At 67.9% G+C, this 16,414-nt stretch carries 18 protein-coding genes; 9 read left to right on the top strand and 9 right to left on the bottom strand.

Going from position 1 to position 16,414, the window contains the following annotated elements:
• Positions 1-272: 272 nt before the first annotated feature.
• Positions 273-1,121, bottom strand: a complete 849-nt coding sequence (locus ACWETB_RS19725; protein ID WP_452213080.1) for a S49 family peptidase — start codon at positions 1,119-1,121, stop codon at positions 273-275.
• Between the two features lie 53 nt (positions 1,122-1,174).
• Between ACWETB_RS19725 and ACWETB_RS19720 the strand changes: the two genes are divergently transcribed.
• A complete protein-coding gene (locus tag ACWETB_RS19720) occupies positions 1,175-1,936 on the top strand; it encodes a VOC family protein (protein ID WP_452213078.1) in 762 nt (253 codons plus the stop codon).
• A gap of 17 nt (positions 1,937-1,953) precedes the next feature.
• On the opposite strand, the gene ACWETB_RS19715 is transcribed toward ACWETB_RS19720, so the two are convergent.
• Together ACWETB_RS19715 and msrA are read right to left on the bottom strand one after the other, a co-directional pair.
• Positions 1,954-3,027 carry a winged helix DNA-binding domain-containing protein gene (locus tag ACWETB_RS19715; protein WP_452213076.1) on the bottom strand — a complete coding sequence of 358 codons (1,074 nt, stop codon included), beginning with the start codon at positions 3,025-3,027 and terminating at the stop codon, positions 1,954-1,956.
• Positions 3,028-3,032: 5 nt separating this feature from the next.
• Positions 3,033-3,734, bottom strand: coding sequence for a peptide-methionine (S)-S-oxide reductase MsrA (gene msrA / locus ACWETB_RS19710; protein WP_348809331.1), 702 nt, complete (start codon positions 3,732-3,734; stop codon positions 3,033-3,035).
• A gap of 166 nt (positions 3,735-3,900) precedes the next feature.
• On the opposite strand from msrA, the gene ACWETB_RS19705 reads away from it, so the two are divergent.
• The 4 genes from ACWETB_RS19705 (at position 3,901) to ACWETB_RS19690 (ending at position 6,037) form a co-directional block, all read left to right on the top strand.
• Positions 3,901-4,050 carry a hypothetical protein gene (locus ACWETB_RS19705; RefSeq protein ID WP_452213074.1) on the top strand — a complete coding sequence of 50 codons (150 nt, stop codon included), beginning with the start codon at positions 3,901-3,903 and terminating at the stop codon, positions 4,048-4,050.
• 241 nt (positions 4,051-4,291) lie between these two features.
• Positions 4,292-4,921 (top strand): superoxide dismutase, encoded by a 630-nt coding sequence (locus ACWETB_RS19700; protein WP_348807157.1) that lies wholly within the window; start codon positions 4,292-4,294, stop codon positions 4,919-4,921.
• 286 nt (positions 4,922-5,207) lie between these two features.
• Positions 5,208-5,666, top strand: a complete 459-nt coding sequence (locus ACWETB_RS19695) for a hypothetical protein (protein WP_452213122.1) — start codon at positions 5,208-5,210, stop codon at positions 5,664-5,666.
• Positions 5,667-5,734: 68 nt separating this feature from the next.
• Complete coding sequence (locus ACWETB_RS19690) at positions 5,735-6,037, top strand: hypothetical protein (protein WP_452213072.1); 303 nt, start codon at positions 5,735-5,737, stop codon at positions 6,035-6,037.
• Here the strand turns inward: ACWETB_RS19690 and ACWETB_RS19685 are convergent.
• Positions 5,944-6,693, bottom strand: a complete 750-nt coding sequence (locus ACWETB_RS19685) for an energy-coupling factor transporter transmembrane component T family protein (RefSeq protein ID WP_452213070.1) — start codon at positions 6,691-6,693, stop codon at positions 5,944-5,946. The genes ACWETB_RS19690 and ACWETB_RS19685 overlap by 94 nt on opposite strands.
• Positions 6,690-8,876 carry an ABC transporter ATP-binding protein gene (locus ACWETB_RS19680; protein ID WP_452213067.1) on the bottom strand — a complete coding sequence of 729 codons (2,187 nt, stop codon included), beginning with the start codon at positions 8,874-8,876 and terminating at the stop codon, positions 6,690-6,692. Before ACWETB_RS19680 ends, ACWETB_RS19685 begins: the two co-directional genes overlap by 4 nt.
• Before the next feature lie 175 nt (positions 8,877-9,051).
• Here ACWETB_RS19680 and ACWETB_RS19675 point away from each other — a divergent pair, with 175 nt between their 5' ends.
• From ACWETB_RS19675 to ACWETB_RS19665, 3 genes are all read left to right on the top strand, one after another.
• Positions 9,052-9,573, top strand: coding sequence for a peptidase (locus tag ACWETB_RS19675; protein WP_348807162.1), 522 nt, complete (start codon positions 9,052-9,054; stop codon positions 9,571-9,573).
• 116 nt (positions 9,574-9,689) lie between these two features.
• Positions 9,690-10,436: a TMEM165/GDT1 family protein gene (locus ACWETB_RS19670; RefSeq protein ID WP_452213064.1), complete on the top strand. Its 747-nt coding sequence runs from the start codon at positions 9,690-9,692 to the stop codon at positions 10,434-10,436.
• A 96-nt stretch (positions 10,437-10,532) separates the two neighbouring features.
• On the top strand, positions 10,533-11,294 hold the full coding sequence (locus ACWETB_RS19665) for an SDR family NAD(P)-dependent oxidoreductase (protein WP_452213062.1): 762 nt from the start codon (positions 10,533-10,535) through the stop codon (positions 11,292-11,294).
• Between the two features lie 31 nt (positions 11,295-11,325).
• Here ACWETB_RS19665 and ACWETB_RS19660 read toward each other — a convergent pair whose 3' ends face one another.
• The 3 genes from ACWETB_RS19660 to ACWETB_RS19650 all read right to left on the bottom strand — a co-directional run bounded on the left by ACWETB_RS19660 (position 11,326) and on the right by ACWETB_RS19650 (position 13,639).
• A complete protein-coding gene (locus tag ACWETB_RS19660) occupies positions 11,326-12,522 on the bottom strand; it encodes an MAB_1171c family putative transporter (RefSeq protein ID WP_452213060.1) in 1,197 nt (398 codons plus the stop codon).
• Positions 12,513-13,019: a hypothetical protein gene (locus tag ACWETB_RS19655; protein ID WP_452213058.1), complete on the bottom strand. Its 507-nt coding sequence runs from the start codon at positions 13,017-13,019 to the stop codon at positions 12,513-12,515. Before ACWETB_RS19655 ends, ACWETB_RS19660 begins: the two co-directional genes overlap by 10 nt.
• 68 nt (positions 13,020-13,087) lie before the next feature.
• Positions 13,088-13,639 carry an XRE family transcriptional regulator gene (locus ACWETB_RS19650; protein ID WP_452213120.1) on the bottom strand — a complete coding sequence of 184 codons (552 nt, stop codon included), beginning with the start codon at positions 13,637-13,639 and terminating at the stop codon, positions 13,088-13,090.
• 270 nt (positions 13,640-13,909) lie between these two features.
• Between ACWETB_RS19650 and ACWETB_RS19645 the strand changes: the two genes are divergently transcribed.
• Complete coding sequence (locus tag ACWETB_RS19645) at positions 13,910-14,695, top strand: hypothetical protein (RefSeq protein ID WP_452213056.1); 786 nt, start codon at positions 13,910-13,912, stop codon at positions 14,693-14,695.
• Here ACWETB_RS19645 and ACWETB_RS19640 read toward each other — a convergent pair.
• Positions 14,675-16,372 carry a TM0106 family RecB-like putative nuclease gene (locus ACWETB_RS19640; protein ID WP_452213054.1) on the bottom strand — a complete coding sequence of 566 codons (1,698 nt, stop codon included), beginning with the start codon at positions 16,370-16,372 and terminating at the stop codon, positions 14,675-14,677. The genes ACWETB_RS19645 and ACWETB_RS19640 overlap by 21 nt on opposite strands.
• Positions 16,373-16,414 lie beyond the last annotated feature (42 nt).

Here is a 16,414-nt window from a genome sequence, read left to right as displayed (position 1 = left end):
CTATGTAGGACTGCATAACGCTATCCACATGCGGCGATACCGCGCTGTGACCTGTATCACGGACCAAGGGTCAAGTTGTGGATGAGACTGTGGAATCTGTGGAGAATCGCACTCTGCATGCCTAACAATTGTGATCGGCATCACTCGATCGGTGCGAACATTCCGCACAGTGTTCACGTCAGTACACGACCACCGACCGGCTTGACAAATCGTCGAAATCCACAGGCCCTGTGGATAACGTGGGGACAACACGTCGCAAGTGGATCAATCAATCAGCGAAAACGCACACCACTGGCCCCATCGAGCGCACGCACCGCACCACCGATGAGATCCTCGGCGAGGACCGACGCATGCACCTGATCGCCCAGGAGGCGTGTCAGCAGCGGTTTCGGTGCGTCGACGGTGACGATCTCGGCGTCCGGATAGTGTTCGGCCACCACCGACCGCATCACGCCGACACCGTCGACGAGGCCGAGTGCGGCGGCCTTCTCGCCGATCCACACGTCACCGGAAAACAGGGCGGCGTCGTCGCCCTCGAGGCGCTTGCCGCGACGTTGACGTACCCACCGGATGAACGTCTCGTGGAGTTGACCCTGCAGTCCCTCGAGCCACGCCACATCGTCGGCGTTGACCGGCGAGAACGAATCGAGCCGCACCTTGTTCTCCCCCGCGGAGTACAGACGCCGTTCGACGCCGAGTCGCGCGATCACATCGGTGAAGCCGAATCCCGAGGACACCACGCCGATCGACCCGACCAGCGACGTGTGTGCCGCGTAGATCTCGTCGGCGGCGCAGGCGATCCAGTAACCGCCGGAGGCCACGACGTCCTCACAGAACGCGAGGACCCGGACACCCTTCTCGGAGGCGAGCTGACGGATGCGTTCGGCGATGTACTCCGACTGTGTGGGCGACCCGCCCGGCGAGTTGACGACGATGACCACCGCACGCAGATGCTCGGTCTCGAACGCCCGCTTGAGCACCGATTCCACCGACCTCGTCGTCAGGCCGGCCCGCCCGGGCCCGACGTGACCGATCACGCCGTCGAGTCGCACCACCGCGACCTTCTCCGCACGCGCGCGGCCGAGCTTCTTGGCGATCCGCTTGATCGCTGCAGCAGTCATCTCGCCGAGTCTAGCGACGCCTGATCCGCACACCCACCACCTACACTGCTCACGTGCAGATCCGGTGGCTCACCGCGTTCCTCGACTTTCCCGCGCGGCAGTTCGGCAGTGAGGTCACGTTCTGGCGGGCCATCGCCGGCTCGACGGTGTCGCCGCCACGTGGCGAGCATCGGGAGTTCGCGACGCTGCAACCCTTCAACGGCGATGCGCACCTGCGGGTCCAGCGGATCGAGTCCGGCGTCGGCGGCGTGCACGTCGACATCCACACCGACGATGTGCGGGCCGCCGCCGACGAGGCCGTCGCACTCGGCGCCGTCCTGGCGGCCGACAACGCGTCGTTCCTGGTCATGGAATCGCCGGCGGGTCTGCGGTTCTGCCTGGTCCCCGCGGCCGCGACCGCGCGCCGATCCCGTCCGATCCGCTGGCCCGAGGACACCATCAGCATCATCGACCAGGTGTGCATCGACGTCCCGGCCATCCTGTTCGACCGCGAGGTGTCCTTCTGGTCGGAGCTGACCGGACGGCCCGCCTTGTCCGCACGTCGCTCCGAATTCGTCCGCCTCCAACGAGATCCGCGGCTGACCCTGGGAATCCTGTTGCAGCGCTTACTCTTCGACGGGTCGGCGCCGGCGGCGGCCGGGTTGCGTGCGACCGCGCATCTGGACCTGGCGACCACCTCGGTCGACGACGAGATCGCCCGCCACGAGGATTGGGGCGCAACGATGGTCGAGCGTTTCGATTCGTGGGCGGTGATGATGGATCCGGCCGGACGCCGCTACTGCATCACCGACCGCAATCCCCGCACCGGCGACTGAGATGGTGATCGGCGGGCTCAGTCTCCCGCAGCGAGCCAGGCACGTAGCCGGTCCACCTCGTCGTCGAGTTCGCCCGCCACGCTGCGAGCGGGCTCGAAGAAGAGGTCGACGTGCGGTCCGTCGTCGGTGAGCGACCAGGTTCCTGCGAGCCGGCCGTCGCAGAGCACGAAACCGGGTGAGCGGCCATTGGGGGTGACGGTGCGGGCGAACAGTTTCTCGTCGGCGATCCGCGCGCGGTCGGCCTGCGCGACCAGGATGTGATCGAACGGTGCGATGAGTCGGACAGGTGCCGGGGTGTCCGCGGGGATCAGATCGAGACCCTCGAGGTCGTAGAGCGTCTGACCGTCCGGGCCGGTGTGACACTGCAGTTCCCAGTCGCGTTCCATCTCTTCGACGAGGGGCCGCAGTCCACGCAGTCCCGACCACGTCTGGATGGCCGGCACCGACGCCGGACCGAATCCGCGCAGATAGAGCCGGATCAGTTCCCGGCGCGCCTCGTCGCCGACGAGGGCGGGGTCGCCGGAACCGATCCACTCGTCGAGCAACCGGTAGGTCACCGCACCCCGGCCCCGCCACAGCCCGCGCGGCGGGATCTGCACCAGCGGAAGGCCGCACCGGGCGACGGCGACCAGGGTGGCGGGTTGCTCTTCGGGGAACCGCTGCGACAGCGTCGCACCGAGTTCGGCACCGCCGACCGACCGCCCGGCCAGGATGTCGACCGCGGCGGTGATCACCTCCGACGGATCGGCCTCGGACAGCCGCCTGCGATGGATCGTGCGGATCTCCGCGTCGAGGGCCTCCTGCGCGACGGGCCGGATCCAGCGGGCGTCGGCCCCGTCGACGAGGAAGATGGTGCTGCGCAGCAGGGCCATCCGTACCACTTCACGATCGGTGAGCAGATCGTCGAGTTCGCCGGGTTGGAAGCCGTCGATGCGGGAGAACAGCCCGAAGAAGGCCGCTCGCGGATCCTGCGACTGCATGCCGACGATGCGGTCGAGCACCTCGATGGCGTCCTCGTCGGCGCGCGCGAGGAGATGTTGACGGTGCAGCAGGGTGCGATTCCACTGACCGACCGAGATGGGTGCGGGCATGCGTGTCAGCCCGGGAAGGTGATTCCGGTGGCCGCGTGGCAGCGATACCCGTGCGGGTTCTTCGCGAGGTACTGCTGGTGGTAGTCCTCGGCGTAGTAGAAGTGTCCGTCGCCGGCCTGATCGAGCGGGGCGATCTCGGTGGTGATCGGGCCCAGTCCCGCCGCATCCAGCGCGGTCTGGAAGGTGGCCGCCGATTCGCGGGCGAGGTCGGCGTCGGCGGCCGAGGTGGTGAAGATCGCCGAGCGGTACTGGGTTCCGATGTCGTTGCCCTGACGCATCTCCTGCGTCGGATCGTGGGTCTCCCAGAAGGTGCGCAGGATAGTGCGCAGGTCGACCCGTGATTCGTCGAAGACGATCAGTGCGGATTCGGTGTGCCCGGTCCGGGCGGTGCAGGTCTCCTCGTAGGTGGGATTCGGGGTGTAGCCGCCGGCGTATCCCACCGCCGTCGTCCACACGCCCGGCACCTGCCAGAAGATCTCCTCGACACCCCAGAAACAGCCGCCGGCCAGCACGACCGCGTGCAACCCGTCGTCGAAGGTGCCGATGCCGGTGCCGTTCTCGAAATCCGAACCCCGCATCGGGTGATGCAGGACGATGTTCTCCGGCGCGAGCGGCACCGGGGTGCTCCGGCCCGGCAATGCCGCGTCGGCATCAATGAGCTGCTGCTTTCCGGACCGGGACGCGAAGAGCTCGTCAAGCCATGACATGCGTCGATCCTACGCAAGGAGTTCCCGGCTTCATTTGAGTCGGCCGACCCACTGTGCATAAGATGACCCACACGGGATGTGACACCGATCACCACGGTGCTTTATTCCCGTCCAGCCCGAGACCTGCTCCACCCGGGTCTCTCACAGAAGTCAGTGGAGGACCGCGATGGCCACACATGCGACCCGCGACCTGCGATCGATCGCCCGCGGCCCGAGCGCGCCCCGCGTCACCTACGACGTCCGGTCCTCCTGCTTGGGGATCGGCGCCAGCATTCTCGGACTCCTCATCCTGCTGGGCATCCTGGCCCTCATGTGAGGCCACATCAACTCTCGGGCAACACAATTCGGCGTTCAACGAGCGCCTGACACGACCCACAGACCTCAACCAGGGTTGAAGTTTGTTGGGTCGATTTTGTTGCATTCGGTCAACCACTGCGTAAGGGTGGAAGGGTCCGCGATGCGTCGTCCACCCAGACGATTCCGCGCGTGTCGATAGTTGAGAAGCAATACCCCCAGACGGTATGTGCCCAAAGGGTATATGCACAGAGAGGAATACCGTGGCCGAATACACCTTGCCGGATCTCCCTTATGACTACGCGGCACTGGAGCCGCACATCTCCGGCAGGATCATGGAGCTCCACCACGACAAGCACCACGCCACCTATGTGAAGGGCGCCAACGACACCCTGGCCAAGCTGGCCGAGGCACGCGAGGACGGCACCATCGCGGGCAAGGTCTACGGGCTGTCGGCGACCCTGTCGTTCCACCTCGGTGGACACACCAATCACTCGATCTTCTGGAACAACCTGTCGCCGGACGGTGGCGACAAGCCCGAAGGCGAGCTCGCCGCGGCCATCGACGATCAGTTCGGTGGCTTCGACAAGTTCCAGGCCCACTTCACCGCCGCGGCCACCACCCTCCAGGGTTCGGGCTGGGCGATCCTGGGCTACGACACCATCGGCGGCAACCTCGTCACCCTGCAGCTGACCGACCAGAGCGGCAACATCCCCGCCGCGATCATCCCGGTCGTCATGCTCGACATGTGGGAGCACGCCTTCTACCTCGACTACCAGAACGTGAAGCCGGACTACGTCAAGGCCTGGTGGAACGTGGTCAACTGGGCCGACGCCGCCGAGCGTTTCGCCCGTGCGACCAGCCAGGGCAAGGGACTCATCGTCCCCGCCTGATCGCTCTCAGACCTCGGGCGGCGGCCGAACCCAGATGGGTTCGGCCGCCGTTGTCGTCGACGAGGTTGGTCGCTGACGAGGTTCGTCGCCAGAACCGGGGACACCGACCCTCCGTCTGGTGTCACCAATCCTGGTGACACACATCGCTTTTCGTCCGAACGATCGACACGACCGACAAGTGAATCCCCCGAACGGCCGATATCAGGGTCGCGACACGTGCGGTTAGCGTCGCACTGCTGTCCCCGACACCTGATGTCCCGAAGGAGATTCCGTGACCTCTCGCAGAATGCGCGTCTTGTCCGCGGCCGCGCTGTCCGCTGCCGCTCTCGCCATCGCCACCCCCGCTGTGGCCAACGCCGGCGGCACACATGATCCGGCGTACAGCCACCCGCCGACGACGAGCAGCCAGCCAACACCGGCAGCGCCCGCGCCTGAGGCCACCGTCCAATGCAACGAATCGACACAGGCCGGCCACGGTGGAGTAACGCACATCGATTACAAGCTGGGCCGTTCAGGTCCCACCAAGTTCGAGTTCACGTACGACACGGAGGTCGTGCCGGACGAGATCGTGATCAAGTACGAGGGCAAGAAGACCTGGGCCACGCCGGGAGCCATCGGCACCAACGGTGATCGCACGGTGACCGTTGCGGTGCCGCGAGGGAACTCGGACACCGTCAGCGTGATCGTCTATGGGAACACCGACCAAAACACCAACTGGGACTACACCGTCCACTGCCCTGCCTGATCTGGCATCGGCTCACACACCGGGGTGTCGCACGCTCACCGCGTGCGGCACCCTGTGTCTCAAGCGTCGTGTTCTCTCGAAGGCTCCTCGCCGACCCGATCGCCTGGTTCCTCGTCTTCTACTTCGCGCTGATGTGGGTCAAGGAGGCCGTCAACAAGAACGTCGCGGGCAAGAAGACATCCGTGAAGTTCATGCAGATCATCAAGGCGGTCGCCACAGTGCTGACCGTCATCACGCTCGCCCTCTCCCAGAGGGCACACCTCCCAGCGGCCGACCCTCAGAACACCACGGTCGCCGTGATCGCCGCGGCACACGCCACCACGATCACCGCGAGCACCACCCAGTCCCGACGATGGGGCCGCGACGGGTAGGCCGTCAGCCGGCCGGTGCCGCCGCGAGCGGTGATCGCTTCGGCCATCTCCTCGCTGCGTCGTAGCGCCGAACTCATCGCGGCGACCACCATGTCGATGATGCCCATCTCCGCGGCGGGATGCCCGGAGTTGGCGGGGGCGGTCGGCCGCAGCCGGTGCGCGGCACGCAGCAGTCGCAGCTCCTCGATGAGCATCGGCAGACCACGCAGGCACAGCGCGATCGACACCGCCCACTCGTCGACGGGCAGCCGCAGCCATCGCAGCGGTCGCATCAGGGTGGCCACCGCGGGCGCGACCTCGGCCAACGGCGTCGTCCAGATCACCAGGATCGACGTCCCCAGCAACACCAGCCCGAGGGCCGTCGCCCGCAGGAAGATCACCACCGCACTCAGCCCGACCGCGGCGTTGACCGCGGCGCCGACCAGGATCAGTCCCCAGAACCACCAGGGCGGTCGGGGGATGGCGCCCAACGGGATTCCGGCGAGCAGCGCGGTGATCACCAGGACCGCCGCCACCATGCCCAACGCCGGCCACGACGGCAGCACCCACGTCATCGCGCTCAGCGCGAACACCACGAGCAGTTTGGTCCCCGCCCAGAGGCGGTGGATCACCGAATCGCCGGGCACCTGCCGCAGCGGCACCGTCCGCATCGTCATTCGATCGTCCCCTCTGCGTTGATCCCCTCTGCGTTGATTCCGTCTGCGTTCATCCCCTCGCCACGCACCGGCCAGGCCGCACCATCCGGTCCCCCGGGCATCTCTTCTCCCCCGGCCGTGAGTTCGCCGCCGACCAGATGCACCCGCCGGTCGCACACCTGCTCCAACGACGAGAAGTCGTGGGAGATGATCACGATCGTCATCCCCGCCTGCCGCAGTGAGGCGAGCACCCCGATCACCTCGGTCCGCGCACCCGGGTCGAGCCCGGCGAGCGGTTCGTCGAGCACCAGGATCTCCGGGGTGCGCGCCAGCAACCCGGCGAGCACCACACGCCGCATCTGACCGCCGGACAGCGAGTCGGTCCGCGCCGCGGCCATCGACCTCGGCAATCCGACGGCCTCGAGGACGCGGGCCACCTCGGTGGTGCCGACCTTCTCACCGCCCGCGGCCATGATCTCGTCGCCGACGTTCTGCTTCTGGATCTGCAGCCGCGCATGCTGGAAGGCCAGCCCGACCTCACCGACCGAGTCGGTGACCTTCTGCCACCCGTCGTCGACGAACAGTTCGCAGGACCCCTCGGTGGGGGCGATGAGTCCGGCCATGATCCACGCCAAAGTGGTCTTGCCCGAACCGTTTCCGCCGACGATGAGCAGTCCGTCGCCGCGATCGACGTGCAGCGAGACGTCGTGCAGTGCCCGCACCTCCCACGGCGAACCCGCAAGGTAGACGTGTCCGAGCCCGGCCAGACGCAACAGCGGACGGCGACTGCGGATGGCGTGGGTGTCGCCGATGGACTCCGGGAGCGCCTCGACGCGCTGGGCCTCCGGTGCCATCCACTCCGGCGGCGTCGGCGCCACCCGGCCGTCGACGATGTGGATCACGCGGTCGGCCGAACGCGCCTCCGACGCCCGGTGGGTGATCAGCACGACGGCCACGCCGCGTCGTCGGGGCAGTTCGGTGAGCAGGGCCATGATCTCTTCCCGACCGACCGGATCGACCATCGAGGTCACCTCGTCGGCGATCAACAGCGCGGGATCACGGGCCAGCGCGCCGGCGATCGCGAGACGTTGTTGCTGACCACCGGACAGATCCGAGGTCTCCCGCTCACCGAGTCCGGCCAGGCCCACCTCGGCCAGCAGCGCGTCCACGTCCACCTCGGTCTCCGGTGGCAGACCCCAGACCACGTCGTCGGCGACGCGGGAGCCCAGCATCTGGGTCTCCGGACGCTGCAGCACCATCGCGGTGCCGCCGGCCCGGCCCAGCCCGGCGAGTCCGGGACGGATCACCGCACCCGCCGACGGCCGGCGCCCGGCGAGCACCTTGGCCAGTGTCGACTTACCCGAACCATTGGCTCCGACGACGGCCACGAACTCACCGGGCTCGATGGTGAGGTCGACGCCGCACAGGATGCGCCGGCCGCCCGGCTCATAGGCGAACTCGACGTCGCGCAGCGTCATCGGTAGGGGTGCGACGACGTCGGAGTCGCGAGCACTCACGGCGGCGTCACCGGCGTCGAGGGTGTCCTCGCTCGGCACATCGGCCAACCGGGCGATGATGGCACCCAGAATCCACCAGGCGACGACGATCGTGATGAACGTCCCGACGGTCCCCGAGATCAGCACCCACGCCCACCAGTAGTCGGCGATGTTGATGCCCAGTCCCTTGAAGAAGTCACCCACACCCCTCAGACCCGGGACCTTGGCGACCCACCGGCCGAGACCCTCCATGCTGTTGCGCATCGCGGCGAGCACCAACTCGCGCAACGGCTTGAGCAGGAACAACACGCCGACGGTGACCGCGGCGACCAAGGGCGCGGTGACGAGTGCGGCCGCCAGCATCGTCGGCGCGCCCCGACCTCGGCGTTTGATCTCGCCGATGATGCCGCCGAGGACCGCTGACCCGAACACCGACAACGCCGCACCCGACCCGGCCATCGCGAAGGCCACCCCGGTACTGGCCACCGCCGCGGCGACCATGGCACGGGGACGCGTGCGCGCCGCGATCAGTGCCAGCGGTACCGGCGCGAGCACGCGGACCGCACTGGCCAGGGGGATGACCGCGGCCACCACGACCGCGGCGACGGCCAGTCCGCCGAAGATCGCGATCGCGGCGATCTCCACCGGCCGCAACGGTCCACGCACACCGGCCGACCCCGTCGACGATGTATCGGTCTTTCTTCGCACCCGTCCAGTGTGCCTGTGCCCACCGACGTACCTGCCGGAGACTCCTGCGCCGCGCGATGTAAAAGAACCGTCACATCCGGTGTTTCGAGTTGTCCGGCGCAGGGGCAGGGTGGATTCTTTTTCCACCGGTCGTTCGCATCCGGTTCGCTCGTCACCTGCGCGGAAGGGAGACACCATGCAGTCGATCCCCATCGGACTCACACCCGTTCACCAGGAGGGTGAACTGAACGGCATCCTGATCTCCGGTCGCTGGCCGGAGTCGACGCTGGAATGGACCCAGACGCTCGTCGCCTCGGTCCGCATCGCCTGCCGTCCCGGGTTCCTGCCCACCACCACGATCTTCGGGGTGGTCGAGGAGCATCCCGACGACGCCGACACCGAGACCGTCGGGATGATGGTGGCCGTGGGCAACGTCGTCGACGACAGTTTCCTCGAGGCCGGGCGTTTCCTCACCAATCCGCCGGCGTTGTTCATGTTGCATCCGCCGTCACGGACCCGTCCGTCCCTGCCGGAATGCGCCGACGTCGCCTCCGGCTGTGTGTTGCTGCCGGGACTGCCGGAACTCGGCCTCGAGCACCGGGCCGGGTGGGCCGAGGCCGAGGCCGACGGAACCGTGGTGACGCTGCGCAACAAGGTGGGGATCGATCCCAACGCCGACCCCGATACCGCGGTGCTGGCGATGCTGCTCGCGGCGTGAGCATCCGGATCTGTTTTTCAGGGCACCCTAACTCCTGGTTTTGAGTCCCCTACCTGCATAAATACGGATCAGCGAGACGTTGCACACATCACTGAGGGCTGTCTAACCTGGCCTTCATGATCGCTGCCCTCCTGTTGAGCTTCGGCGTGATCTTCGTCGCCGAACTCGGCGACAAGTCGCAGCTGATGGCCATGACGTACGCCCTGCGCTACAAGTGGTGGATCGTGCTGGCCGCGATCACCGTCGCCACCACCGCGGTGCACGCGGTGTCGGTCTTCTTCGGCCATTTCCTCGGCCTGTCGATCCCGTCGGATCTGATCTCGATCGTCGGCGGTCTGGCGATGTTGATCTTCGGCCTGTGGACCCTGCGCGGCGACGACCTCGACGACGACGAGCAGAGCAAGGCCGACCGCGTGGGTGCCTCGGTGTTCTTCGCCGTGATGTCGTCGTTCTTCCTCGCCGAACTCGGCGACAAGACGATGCTGGCCACCATCACCCTGGCCACCGACAACAACTGGCTCGGCGTCTGGATCGGCTCGACCATCGGTATGGTCGCCGCCGACGCGCTGGCCATCGCCGTCGGCGCCGTCCTCGGCAAGCACCTCCCCGAACGCACCATCGCACTCGGTGCGGCCGCACTGTTCTTCGTCTTCGCGGCGTGGCTGCTCTACGAGGGCCTGTCGGCGGCCTCCACCCCGGTCATCGTCGGCACCGTCACCGCGGTCGTCGTCCTGGTCGGCGTCGGCTCGGTCTACATCCACCGCGTGCGTCGCCGGCGGGTACGCGCGCGACTCGACGACGCCCAGCACGTCCTCGCACACGCGCACGGGGACGGACCGGGTGGGGACGGACCGGCCAAGTGAATGCGGCAGGGGCTGGGATGAGCGGCCGGCCGGCGACTGTCTAGGGTGACGGGGTACCGAGCGAACGCTCGGCCGATCACCCCGAAAGGACCCCCGATGGACGTCTCCGGCTCCTCCGTCATCGTCACCGGCGCCGCTTCCGGCCTCGGCGCCGCCACCGCCGCCCGTTTCGCCGCCGCAGGCGCCGAGGTCTTCGGCCTCGACCTGCAGCCGTCGATCGACAAGGCCGAGCCCGTGGGCGGTGTCACGCTCATCGCCACCGACGTGACCAGCGAGGACGAGGTCCAGGCCGCGATCGACACCATCGCCGCGTCCGGCGCCCCGCTGCGTGTCGCGGTGAACTGCGCCGGTGTCGGTTGGGCCTCGCGCATCCTGAGCAAGAAGGGTCCGCACGACCTCGAGTTGTTCCGCAAGGTCATCGACATCAACCTGGTCGGCACGTTCAACGTGATGCGACTGGCCGCCAACCAGATGCAGAAGGAGGCGCCCGTCGACGACGACGGCGCCCGCGGCGTCATCATCAACACCGCGTCGGTGGCGGCCTTCGAGGGCCAGATCGGTCAGATCGCCTACGCCGCATCCAAGGGTGGCGTGCACGCGATGACCATCTCCGCAGCGCGCGATCTGGCGCAGGTCGGTGTGCGCGTGTGCACGATCGCTCCCGGGACGATCAGCACCCCGATGCTCGCGGGCATCACCCCTGAGTTCCAGAAGACCCTGGCCGAGGCGATCCCGTTCCCGCAGCGACTCGGCGAGCCGACCGAGTACGCACAGCTCGCGGAGTTCATCGTCGCGCACAACTACCTCAACGGCGAGACGATCCGGATGGACGGTGCGCTGCGGATGGCGCCGCGCTGAGCCAAGGGCGGCCAGACCCGGCGTCGTACCGCTACTCTCTCCGGAGGTGGGACGGCGCCGGGATGTCGGGCCCGGTTTCGGGGGAATCCTGTTCCCCGACAACGCGTGTGACGCCCTCGAGAGCGAGCGCATCCGCGACGGCCAGCAGCGGTTCGGCATCGCCTTCGAGGGTGTCAGACGTGGCGGGCAGCAGTTCCCGCACGGCGCCGGACCGTGGCCCCTGCGCCAGGCGTTCGGCGACGGCCCGCTCGATCATCCGGGCCGCGACGTCGGCCTCGGCATAGTCGAAGACCGGCGGGAGAAACGGACTGAGCTGGGTCAGCGCATCCCGGATCTCGACGACGCGGCGGTGCAGCAATGCGGTGGGCGACAAGGCGTCCGCGCCCGGTAGCACCACCTCGGGAACCGCGTCGGTGACCAGTGTCCACAGCGGCAGCAGCCGGTGCGCGGTGTTCCGGCGCCGTCGGCGGGAGGCGAGTTCATGCCATCGGGCCTGCACCATCGGGTAGCTGATGCCGAGGAGGAATCCGACGACGCCGAGAACGGCGGTCACCCGGCTCGCGGTCAGCAGTCCCTGCAGGTGTATCAGCCCGCTCGCGTTGCCGAGGACGTAGACGATCTCGGTGATCGCGGCAACGGCGAGCAGGCCCAGACCGCCGATCAGCATCGACAACGCGTGCCGCAGATAGCCGTCCGCCAGCGCCAGGTACTGCCAGACGCTGCGCAGGCAGGCCAGGAACCCGTAGGCGAGATATCCGGTCGCGATCAGATAGAACGCCGCGTAACCCCAGTTGGTCAGGGTCCATTCGCTCATCGAGGCGGTGCGCATGTCCGACGGCACCAGGTAGAGGCTGACCTGCAGCCCGACCAGCGCCGCGACCAGGGGAACCGCCTCGACTCCGGCGCGGCGTTCCCGCGTCACCTGATCACGTGGATAGAAGAACACGACGATCAGACCGGCCACTCCGATCGCCAGCAGTCCGTACAGCGCGACGCGGGCGGCCCCGGCGAACGCGACGTCGTCGAGGGTACGCGCCGCCGACGCGTTGGAGACGGCGAATGCGAGGGTGAGGGCCGCCACCGAGATCGTCATCGCCACCGCCTGCAGTCCACCGCCGGACCGCCGGATCTGATCGAGCCGCCAGCACAACGCCGAGACGAACGCCACCACGGCGAGCACGTTGACGGTCGCGGCCGCCGCCGACCACTGCGCGGCCATCACAGCCATCCCTTGTGGCCTCCCAGCAGACGCTGCAGTCCACGAACCTCGGTGTCCGACGCGCTGCGCCCGACGCCGTCACCGGCCTCGGCGGCCCAGGTGAGGATCATCGAGGCGATGGTCTCGGCTTCCGCCTCGCGGACATCGTCGTAACAGGTGCGCCGCAGCGTCGCCTCGGTGTCTGCGGCGCTGAGCCCCGGCATGACCGTCGGGAGATCGCTGAGCATCTGATGCCCGGCGATGAGGTGGGCGAACTCGTGGAGGACGATCTGATCGCGATGCCAGCGCGAGGTGTTCGCCTGATGGAAGAAGTAGTCGGCGTCCTCGGCCGCGAGCCAGATCCCGTTGGGGACGCCGGCCGGCAGCGGATGCGCGACGACGCGGATCGGACGTCCCCGCCGCTGTCCGTGGCGTTCACAGAGTTGATCCACGTCCAGCGGGAGGTCGAGGTCGAGGCCGCGCAGCGTCGATCGGCACAGTGACCACATGGCCCGGCGACTGCGCATCACCGAACCGTCCGCCGCCTCCGATGAGCGCGGGTGCGTGGGCCGACGGCGGTTACCGAAGCCGATCGTCAGTCCTGGGTTTCCTTGCCGCCGACGACCCGCAGCAGCGCATCACCCTGGTCCTCGGTGAGCCCCGCGGCGACGATGTCGGGCGGATCCTTCGGCAGGCCCTGCTGTTCGCGCAGCACCTTGATGAGTTCGTTGACGACGGTCACCGAATCGCTGGACAGCCCGGCCAGACGGAACGCGGCGAGCTGCACGTTGGTGTCGGCCTGCAGACGCATCAGATCGATCTCGTCGCGCGTGCGCTGGGCCGCCCGATCCTCCAGGAAGTAGTGGACGTCGACCCCGAACGCCGCGGCGATGCCCTCCACCGTGCGGAACGACGGCGACTTGGCCTTCCCTGAGCGCAGCTGGCTGAGGTAGGACTCGCCGAGGCGGAAGCCGCGTTCGGTGGATCGCGCCGCGATGGCCTTGGCGCTGTAGGCGCGGCCGTTGGGACCGGGAACGGTACGGAACAGTTCCTCGAGCCGGCGGGCGAAGAGTCCCGGATCGGTATCGACCGGCCGGTCGGATCCTGTCGCACGATCTGTGGACATGTCATCCCCTCGAGTGGTCATCATCTACTCTCCGAACCTAAAGCTTGCATGTGCAAACATTAAATACCTCAAACTGGATCGCGCGCAACGGCCGCTATCATCAATAATTATCCGAGGATCGCATACCTACGCATAGCGTGCCCTCTGCCAGTAACGCCGACATTACTGTGTCGTTGATCACAACCCTGAGATCGGGCGTGTATCACGCCGTGACCACACCGTGATCGGGCAGACCTCGGCGACCTTGCCAGATGAACCGACGATGAACAAACGATGGATGGAGAGGGTTTCGTGGCGGGACGAAGACTGCGGCTGACACGACTGCTCTGCGCCGTCACAGTCGCCCTCACGCTCGGACCCGGCGTCGGCCTGGCCGCGGCACATCCCTGGCACGACCACTCGGGCCCGGGCAGCGGACAGACCCCCGGCCACCATTGGCCGACAAGTCCACCGTCGACCGGGTCCTCGACCGAAACCACCAGCGCACCGACCACCACCAGCGCTCCCACCACGACCACCAGCGAGCCGACCACGACCAACTCGTCCGGTGGCATCACACTCACCCCCGGTGGGCCCGGTGCGGGAAGTGGCAGCGGACATGGCACGGGTGGTGGCGCCGGTGCCGTGGCACCGAGTCTGCCGACGACGTCGGTACCGTCGGCGAACCTCGGGTCGGGACCCGGACGACCGGCCACCCCCGGTCCGAGCGCCGCCAATCCCGGCGCACCCGCCACCGGTCCGGCCGCCGCACCCCTAGCCCCCCAGGTCGCCGTGCCCCGGGTTGCCCCGGCGGCACCGAACGGCCCGGTGACCGCCGCGCCATCGGCCGGCATCGATCCGCCGGCACCGCAGGCCGATCCCCCACCCGCGACCGCCGGCGAGCCCGTAACACCTGCAGGCACGCCGTCGGGGCTCACCCCTCAGGTCCCACAGGCGGCGCCCGGCACCTCGGTGGGGCTGGTGGGCGTGCGCGATTTCCTCGGCGACGTCGCACCCGGCCTGCTCCTGCTGTTGGGCGCAGTCGCACTGATCGGCAGCGGTCCCTTCCTCGAGGCCCTACGCTCGATGCGCGTGTGAGTCGGGCGCCGTTGTGCGCGAATCGGATCCGCTCTGCCGAAACGCCAGCAGGTCGTCGCGCAACGGCAATGCCCGGGCAGCCGGCTCAACCATCCACTCGCGCAACACCTTCGTGGCACGGACGTCGTCCTCGTTGTACTCCAGCAACCGATCACGCTGGGAGAGGTCGACATCGACACCGTCGAGTCCGACGGCTCGCTTGTACCAGTCCATCGACGCCGCGCCACCGGCCTCGGCGTCACGCCAGGTGAAGCCGGCCACCGGCGCAATACGCTTGAGTCCCTTGCCTTGTGGACAGACGAAGTTCGCGCCCACCGCCTCGTAGATGTCCACCCACTCGTCCGAGGCGATGAAGTCCTCGACGTCGGCCCGGGGCGGAATGCCGTCGGCGTCGGCGAACCTATCGACCGTGGACCGCAGCCACCGGTTCTCGGCCTGTTGCGAATAGCAGTAAGCGGCAAACGTTTTGCCCTTGGCATGGGCGTCGGCACGTTCGGCCATCAGCCAGGTCCAGAACTCGGCGAATGAGCGCGCCTCGTCACTGGTCGGCAGTGGCTGCCAGGTGACGAACGCGCGGTAGATCACCGGCCGGTCGCTCTCGACGCGATCGGTCAGCAGCGTGCCCCACAGGTACGCGCCGTCCTCGCCGTAACTCTCCATGTCGACGTCGACCTCGACGTCGGCGCGGCGCACCTGCGGCTCCTCGACGCGACGGATGAGGGGAATGTCGGCGAGCCAGGCGATCGCGGTGGACACCGCATCGTCGAAGGCGATGTTCGACGGCCACGATTGCGGCGCCGGACCGCGGTGGCGCGCCAGCTGGTCGATGGTGGTCACACCCGACTCGACGAGCAGGTCGGCCTGATTTCCCGACGCCACCAGGCTGACATCTCGACGCTGCACGAGTTCGGTTTCGCAGCGCGGCCACCACGGGCAACTCCGGCACTCCGAGACCCGGCGGGCGGCGGTCAGCACGTCGCCGGAGGCCACCGCCTGACGACGGGTGAACACCTCCCGGTACTCACGCAGCAGCGTTCCCGTCCGGTGGACGACGATGCAATCGGCATCCAATCCGATGGAACCGGCGAGCAACGTCGACTCGTCACCCGACGGTGCCAGTCCCAGATCCAGCAGCATCTGGGTGAGGTGCGCCAATCGCATCTGATCCCGGCGATGGTTACGCCCGGTGCGGTACGGATCGTGGGTGGGCAGCCAGCCCCACAACGGACTGGTGAGAAACGGGGTGGCGTCGGGGGTGAGGACTCGGCGCACCTTCGCCGGATAGGACACGCGATGATTGACGACGATGACCGGCAGGTATCCGTCGCCGACCCGCGCCAGGAGTTCGGAGTGACCGCGCCGGCCGCCGTCGACGTCGGTGGGCAGGGTGGCATTCCAAATCCACGACGCCCCGTCGGCGCAGGCCCGCAGGGTCGCCGCGACGCGTTCGGATGTGCGACCCGGCCCGATGATGACGAAGGTGCCCGGCGGTTGATCGCTGTGCATGGCGCGCAGGAGATCGCGGACCCGGTCACGGTGGGCGTTGGCGGCCTCGGTGCGTCGCACGGCCTCGGCGGTGCGGGGACGGTCGGCGGCCAGTTGCGGATGCGACACATCCAAGGCGAGCCGGTGCTCACAGCCGGCGAGGTCGCGCGCATGCAGGATGGACGGCCTCACCCCCTCACCACCTTTCCTCATCGTGATCGGGCGGCCGTGGGT

The organism is Gordonia sp. NPDC003950 (genome assembly GCF_053605205.1).
Note: the sequence above shows the minus strand (reverse complement) of the source record. Positions and strands in the feature narration are given on the sequence as shown.

Excerpts from the sequence above, each read along its gene's own strand:
- ACWETB_RS19695 (WP_452213122.1), top strand. The coding sequence starts at position 5,208 with ATGCGCGTCTTGTCCGCGGCCGCGCTGTCCGCTGCCGCTCTCGCCATC.
- ACWETB_RS19685 (WP_452213070.1), bottom strand. The coding sequence starts at position 6,693 with ATGACGATGCGGACGGTGCCGCTGCGGCAGGTGCCCGGCGATTCGGTG.
- ACWETB_RS19650 (WP_452213120.1), bottom strand. The coding sequence starts at position 13,639 with ATGACCACTCGAGGGGATGACATGTCCACAGATCGTGCGACAGGATCC.
- ACWETB_RS19665 (WP_452213062.1), top strand. The coding sequence starts at position 10,533 with ATGGACGTCTCCGGCTCCTCCGTCATCGTCACCGGCGCCGCTTCCGGC.
- ACWETB_RS19705 (WP_452213074.1), top strand. The coding sequence starts at position 3,901 with ATGGCCACACATGCGACCCGCGACCTGCGATCGATCGCCCGCGGCCCG.
- ACWETB_RS19675 (WP_348807162.1), top strand. The coding sequence starts at position 9,052 with ATGCAGTCGATCCCCATCGGACTCACACCCGTTCACCAGGAGGGTGAA.
- ACWETB_RS19725 (WP_452213080.1), bottom strand. The coding sequence starts at position 1,121 with ATGACTGCTGCAGCGATCAAGCGGATCGCCAAGAAGCTCGGCCGCGCG.
- ACWETB_RS19660 (WP_452213060.1), bottom strand. The coding sequence starts at position 12,522 with ATGGCTGTGATGGCCGCGCAGTGGTCGGCGGCGGCCGCGACCGTCAAC.
- ACWETB_RS19715 (WP_452213076.1), bottom strand. The coding sequence starts at position 3,027 with ATGCCCGCACCCATCTCGGTCGGTCAGTGGAATCGCACCCTGCTGCAC.
- msrA (WP_348809331.1), bottom strand. The coding sequence starts at position 3,734 with ATGTCATGGCTTGACGAGCTCTTCGCGTCCCGGTCCGGAAAGCAGCAG.
- ACWETB_RS19670 (WP_452213064.1), top strand. The coding sequence starts at position 9,690 with ATGATCGCTGCCCTCCTGTTGAGCTTCGGCGTGATCTTCGTCGCCGAA.
- ACWETB_RS19655 (WP_452213058.1), bottom strand. The coding sequence starts at position 13,019 with ATGCGCAGTCGCCGGGCCATGTGGTCACTGTGCCGATCGACGCTGCGC.